Origin of the sequence: Bifidobacterium sp. UBA6881 (assembly GCA_002451435.1) — a bacterium.
Lineage (GTDB): Bacteria > Actinomycetota > Actinomycetes > Actinomycetales > Bifidobacteriaceae > Bifidobacterium.
In genome coordinates, this window is record DKCF01000050.1 from 36,323 (window position 1) to 45,697 (window position 9,375).

Annotated in this window: 10 protein-coding genes, 1 tRNA gene and 1 pseudogene (1 of these 12 running past the window's edge); 7 read left to right on the top strand and 5 right to left on the bottom strand. The window is 57.5% G+C overall.

Annotation, left to right across the window (positions count from 1 at the left end):
- Positions 1-287, bottom strand: a pseudogene (locus tag B3C64_RS04355) (MFS transporter) (it extends 909 nt beyond the left edge of the window).
- Positions 288-437: 150 nt separating this feature from the next.
- Positions 438-511: transfer RNA gene (locus B3C64_RS04360), tRNA-Pro, on the bottom strand.
- Positions 512-606: 95 nt separating this feature from the next.
- Here B3C64_RS04360 and lysS point away from each other — a divergent pair.
- Positions 607-2,286, top strand: a complete 1,680-nt coding sequence (lysS, locus tag B3C64_RS04365) for a lysine--tRNA ligase (RefSeq protein ID WP_291533987.1) — start codon at positions 607-609, stop codon at positions 2,284-2,286.
- A gap of 244 nt (positions 2,287-2,530) precedes the next feature.
- Here lysS and B3C64_RS04370 read toward each other — a convergent pair whose 3' ends face one another.
- Complete coding sequence (locus B3C64_RS04370; RefSeq protein ID WP_291533989.1) at positions 2,531-2,764, bottom strand: hypothetical protein; 234 nt, start codon at positions 2,762-2,764, stop codon at positions 2,531-2,533.
- Between the two features lie 148 nt (positions 2,765-2,912).
- Between B3C64_RS04370 and B3C64_RS04375 the strand changes: the two genes are divergently transcribed.
- Positions 2,913-3,623: an Abi family protein gene (locus B3C64_RS04375; protein WP_291533991.1), complete on the top strand. Its 711-nt coding sequence runs from the start codon at positions 2,913-2,915 to the stop codon at positions 3,621-3,623.
- 65 nt (positions 3,624-3,688) lie between these two features.
- On the top strand, positions 3,689-3,868 hold the full coding sequence (locus tag B3C64_RS04380) for a hypothetical protein (protein ID WP_291533992.1): 180 nt from the start codon (positions 3,689-3,691) through the stop codon (positions 3,866-3,868).
- A gap of 256 nt (positions 3,869-4,124) precedes the next feature.
- Here the strand turns inward: B3C64_RS04380 and B3C64_RS04385 are convergent, their stop codons facing one another.
- Positions 4,125-4,538: a hypothetical protein gene (locus B3C64_RS04385; protein ID WP_291533993.1), complete on the bottom strand. Its 414-nt coding sequence runs from the start codon at positions 4,536-4,538 to the stop codon at positions 4,125-4,127.
- Between B3C64_RS04385 and B3C64_RS04390 the strand changes: the two genes are divergently transcribed.
- The 4 genes from B3C64_RS04390 to B3C64_RS04405 are packed head-to-tail and all read left to right on the top strand — an operon-like array spanning position 4,492 to position 8,694.
- On the top strand, positions 4,492-6,081 hold the full coding sequence (locus B3C64_RS04390) for a hypothetical protein (protein WP_291533994.1): 1,590 nt from the start codon (positions 4,492-4,494) through the stop codon (positions 6,079-6,081). The genes B3C64_RS04385 and B3C64_RS04390 overlap by 47 nt on opposite strands.
- 11 nt (positions 6,082-6,092) lie before the next feature.
- Entirely contained in the window at positions 6,093-6,785 is a 693-nt protein-coding gene (locus B3C64_RS04395; protein WP_291533995.1) for a response regulator transcription factor, read from the top strand.
- Positions 6,786-6,806: 21 nt separating this feature from the next.
- The gene (gene menA, locus B3C64_RS04400) at positions 6,807-7,940 is read left to right on the top strand and encodes a 1,4-dihydroxy-2-naphthoate octaprenyltransferase (protein WP_291533996.1); all 1,134 of its coding nucleotides are present in this window, start codon (positions 6,807-6,809) and stop codon (positions 7,938-7,940) included.
- A gap of 13 nt (positions 7,941-7,953) precedes the next feature.
- The gene (locus B3C64_RS04405; protein ID WP_291533998.1) at positions 7,954-8,694 is read left to right on the top strand and encodes a phosphoglyceromutase; all 741 of its coding nucleotides are present in this window, start codon (positions 7,954-7,956) and stop codon (positions 8,692-8,694) included.
- Positions 8,695-8,855: 161 nt separating this feature from the next.
- Here B3C64_RS04405 and B3C64_RS04410 read toward each other — a convergent pair.
- On the bottom strand, positions 8,856-9,375 hold a 520-nt coding region (locus B3C64_RS04410; protein ID WP_291533999.1), incomplete at its 5' end, for an oleate hydratase.

Here is a 9,375-nt window from a genome sequence, read left to right on the forward strand (position 1 = left end):
GCGGCCAGCAGCATGGGGGCGTTGATGGAAACCGCGCTCAGCGTGTTGCCCACCAGCGCGATCGCCATGAACAGGATGATGAGGTTCTTTGGTGGCACCTTGCGGCCGAACACCAGAATCAGCGTGCCGACGCACACGCCGATCGCGTATGCGGAGATGAAATGGCCCGCCGTGGGGATGCTCACATGCATGGCGGCTGCGGTCTGGGGCAGGATGCCCATCATCACGAACTCGGCCGCGCCCAGAATGAACGCGCCTGACGCCAAGGCCAATATGCTTCTCTTCATGTGTTCCTTATTCTCTCGGAATCCTGGAGTGTGGAATGCAACCCAGCCGATTTCCCAAACCATCGACGCCTGCATATCGCTCAACGTCGGTGGTTTGGGAAACGGGATGGATATGAAAAAAGGCGGAACCGAAGTTCCGCCTTTCAGTTGTCGGGCTGGCGGGATTTGAACCCGCGGCCTCTTCGTCCCGAACGAAGCGCGCTACCAAGCTGCGCTACAGCCCGTTTGGCAACAGTTGGTTATATTACACGAAGTCGGACGGTATGCAAGGCCGGCGTGTCGTGTGTTGTGTAGTGGCACCTCGGTACACTGTTTGCTTATGACTGAGACCAATGAATCCCAAGAGAACCAGAACGAAGAAGAGTCCGCAGTTCCCACGATGACCACGGTGGAACGCGCCGAAATGCTGCTGCAGCAGGATGCTGCCATCCGCGCCAAGATCGACGACGGCGCGTCTTTGGACGAGGCCGTGGACCCGTCCAACAAGGAATTCGGCCCGCTGGCCCACCCCGAGCAGGTGCAGATGCGCGTGGCCAAGCGCGCCATGATGCTCAAGGAGGGCATCCAGCCTTACCCGGTGACCCTCGACGTCACCGCCACCATCGAAGAGGTCCGTGCCAAGTACGACGGCAAGCTCGAAGCGGGCGACGAGACCGAAGACGTGGTCGGCATCGCCGGCCGCGTGCTGTTCCTGCGCAACGCGGGCGGCCTGTGCTTCGTGCAGCTCGCCGCCGGCGACGGCACCAAGATCCAGGGCATGATCTCCAAGAAGGAGATCGGCGCCGACTCCCTCAAGCAGTTCAAGCAGCTGGTCGACTTGGGCGACCACCTGTTCGTCAAGGGCCGCGTGATCGCCTCCAAGACCGGCGAACTGTCCGTGTTCGCCACCGAATGGGCCATCGCCGCCAAGGCGCTGCAGCCGCTGCCTGCCCTGCACAAGGAACTGAACGAAGACACCCGTACCCGCAAGCCGTACATCGGCATGATCGCGGACGAGAAGATCCGCAACATGGTGCGCAACCGTTCCAAGGCCGTCGCCTCCCTGCGCAAGACCTTCGCCGACCACGACTTCCTCGAGGTCGAGACCCCGATGCTGCAGACCGTGCACGGCGGCGCCGCGGCACGTCCGTTCACCACGCACATGAACGCCTTCGACCTGGACCTCTACCTGCGCATCGCGCCGGAACTGTTCCTCAAGCGCTGCCTCGTCGGCGGCATCGACCGCGTGTTCGAAATCAACCGCGACTTCCGCAACGAAGGCGTCGACGCCACCCACGCGCCGGAATTCACCATGGTCGAGGCATACCAGGCCTACGGCAACTACGACACCATCGGCGCGCTCGTCAAGCAGCTCGTGCAGGACACCGCCATGGATGTGTTCGGCAGCCACAAGGTGACCCTGCTGGACGGCACCGAATACGATTTCGGCGGCGAATGGAAGACCATCAGCATGTACGACTCCCTCTCCGAAGCCTTGGGCGAGGAGATCGTGCCGAACGGCGGTCCGGACAACCCCGGCACCTCCGTGGAGCACTTGGGCGAGATCGCCGACAAGCTCGGTGTGGAGCGCGACGATGTGGAGAACCACGGCAAGCTCGTCGAACACCTGTGGGAGCACTTCTACGAGGACAAGCTGTACGAGCCGACCTTCGTGCGCGACTTCCCGGTCGAAACCTCCCCGCTGGTCAAGGGCCACCGCTCCAAGGCGGGCGTGGTCGAGAAGTGGGATCTGTACGTGCGCGGCTTCGAACTGGCCACCGGCTACTCCGAACTCAACGACCCGGTCGTGCAGCGCGAACGTTTCGTGGCCCAGGCCAAGGACGCGCTCGCCGGTGACGAGGAGGCCTGCGACATCGATGAGGACTTCCTGGAGGCCCTCGGCGTGGGCATGCCTCCGGCAGGCGGCATGGGCATGGGCATCGACCGACTGCTCATCGCCCTGACCGGCGCCACCATCCGCGAGACCATCACCTTCCCGCTGGTCAAACCGCTGAATTGAGCGAAGCTCAGTTCAGCGGCTTGACGCGAGGCGGACAAGCTGACGGCCCAGTGGGCCGTCAGCCCGCCGGAGCCATCTTCTAAAAATGAAACCACTGAACTGAGGCAATAAGATTTGAGGGCGTTTCCCGATGGGGAGCGCCCTTTTCGTATTTGAGAATGTGACTTCAGCTGGTGTTTCGTGCTGCTGCGGAGGATAGCTGGGGAATGCCTGAGAAACATTGAAGCTAGACGCGCCGTGTGAGCTAGGCCACATTCATCACTATCGTGTTGACGAATTTGTCGACGAAGGTCTGATTGTTTTTGTCCCATAATGGCCAAAGGAAGCCGATGCGTAGCGGTGCCCAATCAACGATGTGCGCCATCTCGCGTAGCCCCATACCAAGCGTGCCATGGCGAAGCTCAATGCCAGAACGCGCAGCCGGGCGATCGCCATATGACTCACCGAAAATGGGGTCGCCGGGAAACCTGAATCGCACTTAGAATGGCGTTCCATCCTAAGGGCTTCCGGTATTACGGTCACTTATCTGAAAGCTTGACGGCACTGAAGGGAAAAGAAAATCCCCGGGGTTTCATGATATTTCGCATGAGTGACGTTCCGGGGCATTCACCAGTAGTATAACTTTCATGACAGACATGGTGAATGCATCCTTGCAGGATTTACAAGAATGGTTTTCCTCGGATCGGATGGAAACGTATATCCATTCAGCGCAAAATACTGGATGCGATGCGGTCGATTTGTATGTTTGGAATGAGCGAATATCCAAGGCCTTGCTGGAAGATATAGCGCATATTGAAGTATTGTTGCGTAATTTCATATCAAGACGGTTGGTCGAAGATAGCGGTCGTGTTGATTGGTATCACGATAATGATCGCTACCGTTTCAGCACGGCTCGATCAACAAGGTTCAACGATTCCATAGCTGAAATCGAAAAGAACATCCGACACGCTAATAAACAAGTGCTTCCCGGGCGTGTGATTAGTGGCATGATGCTTGGGTCGTGGTGTTTCCTGCTGACTGGACGTCTTGAACAGACGGTTTGGAAAGCTATAGTGAATCCCAAAAATGGCGGCATGCCCAATTATCCTCTTCGCAAACGTTCTGTGTTTGAGCATCATGTCAAAATGATGCGAGATTTGAGGAATCGGCTTAGTCATCAGGAGCATATTGTGATGCCGGATTTCGCTAAGGAAAATCGGTATCTTGACGAATGCTGCGACAATCTCATGTGGATTGCCCGAGCAATTGAACCTAAAGCTGCTGATTGGATTCAGGAACAATCGCGGGTTCGTGCATTACGTCTCACTCGTCCACTGAATCAGCTGAACATTATTTGACGGTGGATCGCGGATTGACGGATGGCTGGAAATCGAGCCGCGGATATGACTTTAGAATGGCGTTCATGCAGGTATCGACTTGGATTCGCGGCGCTCGCTTGAAGACGCTGCCGTTGGCAATCGCTCCGGTGGTCATCGGCGCCGCGCTGACTGGCGCCACCATCTGCGAGACCATCATCTTCACGCGAGGCGGGAAAGCTGACGGTCCGGTGGGCCGTCAGCCCGCCGGAGCCATCCATGTATAAATCTGAAGCCGCTGAATTAAGTGAGGCTCGATGCATATCGGTTTGGCGTAAAATGAAGAAGCTGACGACCTTCTGGGCCGTCAGCTTCTTCATTTTGGTCGGTGACAGGTTCTTGTGCATAAAAATCAAGGCAGGCGTTCGGGGAAGGATCTTCTGCTCTTGAGCGGTTGCTGATTATTGTAAGGGAGCGGCCACACTGTAATTGTTCTCTGAATTTTCACGTGGATCTCTTTATCTTTGACTCAATTGAGTGATTTTAGATGAGGATTGACGCCAGGAGTTTTGCGACCGTATGCGCGGTATTGGCGTTAACGCCCTGTTGCCGTAGGAACCGTTCAATTTTATTGGCAGCCCAGTTTTCTGGCTTCTGCAGAAACCCGGAAAGCTTACCGAGCCATTTTGCTCCTCTAAAGATTTTTGCGGCGATTTTGAGGGCTTTAGCAACGTTGCCTACTGCTCCACGAGTCATTGGCTTATTTTCGCGGTCCGTTAGAATCTGCAGAATTTCATATTGCGTAGCGGATGAAACGTTTGCAGATGCCATTGCTGCTATAAATTCCGATCGTTCTTCTTCAGAAAGTTGCCGAAGAAGTTGATTTTCCTCTTGGCGTGAAATAGAAACCGTGGATTCTGGAACAGCACCAGGAACTGGCTCTGAAGCCACTGCCACGGTCCCTCCTGATAGTAGTGTTGCACATGTTGCAATAACTGCAAGTGTTTGGATTCCGGCGTTCTTCATATGTCCGTCCTTTCTTCTTGGATTTGACAGTTTCAAAGTAAGTGGTTTTGAGGAAAGGCGCATAGAAAACTGTCACCCGATAAGGGGACGTTTAAATATGCGTTCCAAACGGGTGACAGCTTCGTTGCCTTGGGCTGTCGCCTGCTCTTTGATAGGGAATCGGATATGGTTCCGTATTGAAAAGAGGCATAATATGTCGAACCAGGAGAAGGCAGCAACCACGAAGCGGGATTCCGAACCTGCCGGAGTGCGTGGTTTCCTGCGCGAGGTGTTCCTCGACAAGGACGACATCGAGCATGAACGCAGATTCGATTGCAGGTCGCTGCCGTTGATCGCTGTCGCATTGGCGGCCGGATGGCTGTATTCGCAGGACGGCAACGCTGCGTATGCATGCGTCAGCGCGGTGTTCGCGGTTGCGTACGCCGTGTATTTCATCGTCAATCGCGGCGCGTATATCGTGCATGTCGTACGCGGGGAGCGTGTGATTCCGGACGGCATCGGCACAGATGCAAAACAGCCATGGAATCCGGCTTGGCTGAGCATGTTGGCGTCGTTCATCGACAATGACACGGCATATGCGATCATCGGCGGTTACGGGATTCCGCTGGCCGGCACGGCGGTCATGGTCGTCTATGGCATCTACGGCTGGCGTTGGCTGGCGGTTCTCGGCATTGCGCTATGCGTCGTCTATGCGGCATATTGGCTGTGCTACGCGTTCGTCGTCATGCATCGCAGGCTGGTCGATGCATTGCGCGACCGTAACAGTCGTCTGGAACAGGCACAGTATCGCATGTCGATGATGGAGCGTGACACCATGCTTGCCAGCAAAACCCACGATACGGTGACCGGCGGGCTGTCGTACATCGCGTTCGTCGCCCAGCAGCATGTGGATGATCCGCAAATCTCCGATACTGAGCGTGCGGCCTGGCAGCGGATCGATGAGACCGCACAACACACGATGGACAACGTCCATGCCGTCATTGACATCCTCGGACATGCCGACGAGACCGAGTCCTTACGCACCGATGGCGGGAATAGGGATCGCCTTGCGGCGCACAACGGCTCGTTCTCCGATATGGTCCGAGCCCATTGCAAGGAAGGTGACAATCGCCTGCATTCGTTGGGATTCGCTGGCGAAAGCCATGTTGCAGAAACAGGGGAATCGTTTGAGATTGGGCGCGAACGAGCCGACGAATGCATGCGGCTGCTTGATGAGCTGTACGCCAATATCGCCGGGCATGCCGCTCCCAGCCAGCCATACGCGGTGTTCGTGAATGTCGAAAATGGCCATCTGCATGTGACCGAGACCAATTCCATCCCTGAATCAGGCGAAGGGCGCGCGTATCGGAGGCCCGTTTCAGGCAGAGGCATTGCTTTCCACCGTGACGCGATCGAAAGGATTGGCGGAACATTGCATAGCTCCCAAGAAGACGGTGCATGGACGGTGTCCGCCGACATTCCGCTGGAAGGGTGATGATGGAACATATGAATGAGGATCAGCCGATGCGAATCGGCATCGTGGACAACGACGAGCTGACCTTGGCGGCGCTGTCCGCATATCTGGAGCAACGATTTGGCGCGGGAAGCGTCGTCTGGCGATGCGTGCTCGGCGGCAAGGCGGTGCGGCTGTGCCGTGATGAACAGACTCGGCCCGGTATGCTTCTGCTGGATATGTCGCTGTCCGACATGGACGGCGCCGCCGTATGCAGGGCGATTCGCGGCGAGAACAACAACATGCCCGTTCTGGCGATCACGTCGTTTCCGCTGCATCGGTTCGCGGCGCAGATCGCCGATGCAGGAGGGCAGGGCGTCGTGGCGAAACGCAATCTGCGGAATATCGGCATGGCCGTGGAGCAAGTGGCCGCCGGCCTGACATATATGCCGCCCGAATTGTCGGACAGTATGCCGGGGCTGCGGTTCGAAACGGCTGACAAGGCATATGCCAGACTGTCCCGCGCCGCGGAACGGAAACCCGTTGCGCTGTCGGAACGCGAGGAGGCGATCATGCGCGGATATGCGGATGGTCTGACCACGCAGCAGGTGGGAGAACGGCTTGGTCTCTCCGAGAACACGGTCAAAACCCACACCAAGCGTGTCATGTTAAAACTCGACGCCAGAACGCGCAGCCAGGCGATCGCCATATGGCTCACCGAAAAATGGGGACGCCAAGAAACCTGAACCGAACGTAGAATGGCGTTCATGCAGGTATCGATTTGGATTCGCGGCGCTCGTCCGAAAACGCTGCCGCTGGGCTTGTCTCCGGTACTCATCGGCATCGCCGCCAGCTGGCGTTGGGCGTCGCTGGACGATCTGGATGAGTGTCCGCCAGGTATGGGGCGTTTAATGACACATTGGCCATATCCCTACGAATGGAAGGGGTGCGGCCTTGCAATGCGGTGGTTTTGTGTTGTTGCCATGCTGTGCATCGTGGTGGCGGTCGGTTTGCAGATCACGGTGAACTATCTCAATGATTATGCGGACGGCATGCGGGGCGCGGATGCCGCAAGAACCAGCGATAATGCAGGTCCGCAACGTCTGGTGGCATCAGGCGTGAATCCGAAACAGGTGATGGTGGCCGCATCCATTGCCGCGTTAACGGCATGCGTAGCCGGGCTTGCCGTCGTTATCATCACTGAGTGTTGGTGGTTCATTGCTCTGGGACTGTTGTGCTTATTGGCAGCATGGGGATATACCAATGGCAAACATCCCTATGGCTATCAGGGATTCGGTGAGGCTGCTTCGTTCGTGTTCTTTGGTCCGGTTCCTGTTCTGGGCACTCAGATAGCGCTGTGCAACACAGTGACGGTAATGGGCGTAATCGGTGGCATCATCGCCGGTCTGTTCTCCGTCGGCGTGATGATGGTGAATAATCTACGTGATGCGCAGGCAGATGCCAGTCATGGCAAACGTACGTTGATCGTGCGTATTGGCGTGCCACAAGGCCGGCGCTGGTATTGCCGTGCCATCGGCTTGGCAACAGTGTTGACCGCGGTGTGTGCCATGCCGTCGTCGGTGTATCTCTGGATATTGGATCAGCTTGTTGCTTTGCCTGCGGAAGTAGATGCCAAGTGTGAGTGCTCGGAATATGGCATCAACTGTCCGACTTGGGGAACGACTGACTGGCTGTCTCTGCTGCTGTCTGTTGCCGCATTGGCTGGCATCGTACTGTGCGTGGTGTTGGTGGTGCGATCCAAGAACGCAGTTCGTCAAGAACAGTGGCGTCAGGCATTGCCCTTGTGCTCAATGAGCTCGTTGGCTGCCGCATGTGCTTTTGTCGGCAACGCCTTACAGGCGTCAACGTTGGGAGGGCTCCCATTCGTCTGGCTCGGCTAATAGACTGCACAGTATGACTTACAAACTAGTATTGCTCCGTCATGGACAGAGCGCATGGAATAAAACCAATCAGTTCACCGGCTGGGTCGACGTCCCGCTGACCGAGCAGGGTGTCGAGGAGGCCAAGAACGGCGGCCGCCTGCTCAAGGAGAAGAACGTCCTTCCGGACATCGTCTTCACCTCGATGCTGCGTCGCGCCATCAACACCGCCAACGTCGCACTGGACGAGGCCGATCGCCTGTGGATTCCGGTCAAGCGCAGCTGGCGTCTGAACGAGCGCCACTACGGCGCTCTGCAGGGCAAGAACAAGACCACGATCCGTGAAGAGTACGGTGACGAGAAGTTCATGCTGTGGCGTCGTTCCTACGCCACCCCGCCGCCGGAGATCGATCCGAACGACCAGTACGCGCAGAACAACGACCCGCGCTACACCGGCGATCCGGTTCCGGAAGCCGAGTGCCTGGCCGACGTGGTCAAGCGTGTCGAGCCGTACTTCAAGTCCGACATCGAGCCGGAGCTGAAGGCCGGCAAGACCGTGCTGATCGCCGCCCACGGCAACTCCCTGCGCGCCATCGTGAAGATGCTTGACAACCTCTCCGAAGAGGAGATCGCCAAGGTCAACATCCCGACCGCAATGCCGCTGCTGTACGAGCTGGACGAGAACTTCAAGCCGATCAAGCCGCGTGGCGAGTACCTGGATCCGGAAGCTGCCGCTGCCGGTGCCGCCGCCGTCGCAGCTCAGGGCCAGAAGTGATGTGATGTGGTCGCCGCGTGAATGATGCGGCGGCCGCATGAAACACATGGCAAAGGTGGGAACCCGCATATTGCGGGTTCCCACCTTTTTGCATCTTCGCGATGATAATGGTTCGAGGCTTGCCGGGAGCGCCCGCGACCGTCTCGAATCGGCGAATCGGTTCAGATCACGCCGTATTCCTTCAGCAACGTCGGAATGTCGGTGGAGCCGAGCTTCTTCAGAATCTGCTTCAGCACCGCCTTCTCCACGAAGTTGAGGTTCATGTCGGTGATCGGCTTGCCGTCGCGCAGCATCACCGTGGCGTTGAGCAGATTGCGCACGTCGTACACCGACCCCCACACTTCCGGCACGCCGCGGTCCACGTCACATAGTGTGTACACGGCCTCCATACCGGTGCGCATCGAATATTCGGTGGTGAAGATCGTGTCGCGCGGAGTCTCCGCGAACTGGCCGAGGAACGCGAAGTTCACCGCGCCATCGGGCACCACGTCGGGACGGTCGCCGGCGGAACGCGGCATGAAGAACGCGTCGATGTACGGCATCATCACCGGAACCGTGTTCGCATGGTTTCGGGCCAATTCCGCGATTTTGTCGGTCGGCACGCCCATATGGTAGAGCCATTCCTCGCAGATCTCCTCGCCAGTGCATTCCCGCATCGGTTTCTTCACGTAGTTGCCGGGC

Excerpts from the sequence above, each read along its gene's own strand:
- B3C64_RS04405 (WP_291533998.1), top strand. The coding sequence starts at position 7,954 with ATGACTTACAAACTAGTATTGCTCCGTCATGGACAGAGCGCATGGAAT.
- lysS (WP_291533987.1), top strand. The coding sequence starts at position 607 with ATGACTGAGACCAATGAATCCCAAGAGAACCAGAACGAAGAAGAGTCC.
- menA (WP_291533996.1), top strand. The coding sequence starts at position 6,807 with ATGCAGGTATCGATTTGGATTCGCGGCGCTCGTCCGAAAACGCTGCCG.
- B3C64_RS04395 (WP_291533995.1), top strand. The coding sequence starts at position 6,093 with ATGAATGAGGATCAGCCGATGCGAATCGGCATCGTGGACAACGACGAG.
- B3C64_RS04380 (WP_291533992.1), top strand. The coding sequence starts at position 3,689 with ATGCAGGTATCGACTTGGATTCGCGGCGCTCGCTTGAAGACGCTGCCG.
- B3C64_RS04375 (WP_291533991.1), top strand. The coding sequence starts at position 2,913 with ATGACAGACATGGTGAATGCATCCTTGCAGGATTTACAAGAATGGTTT.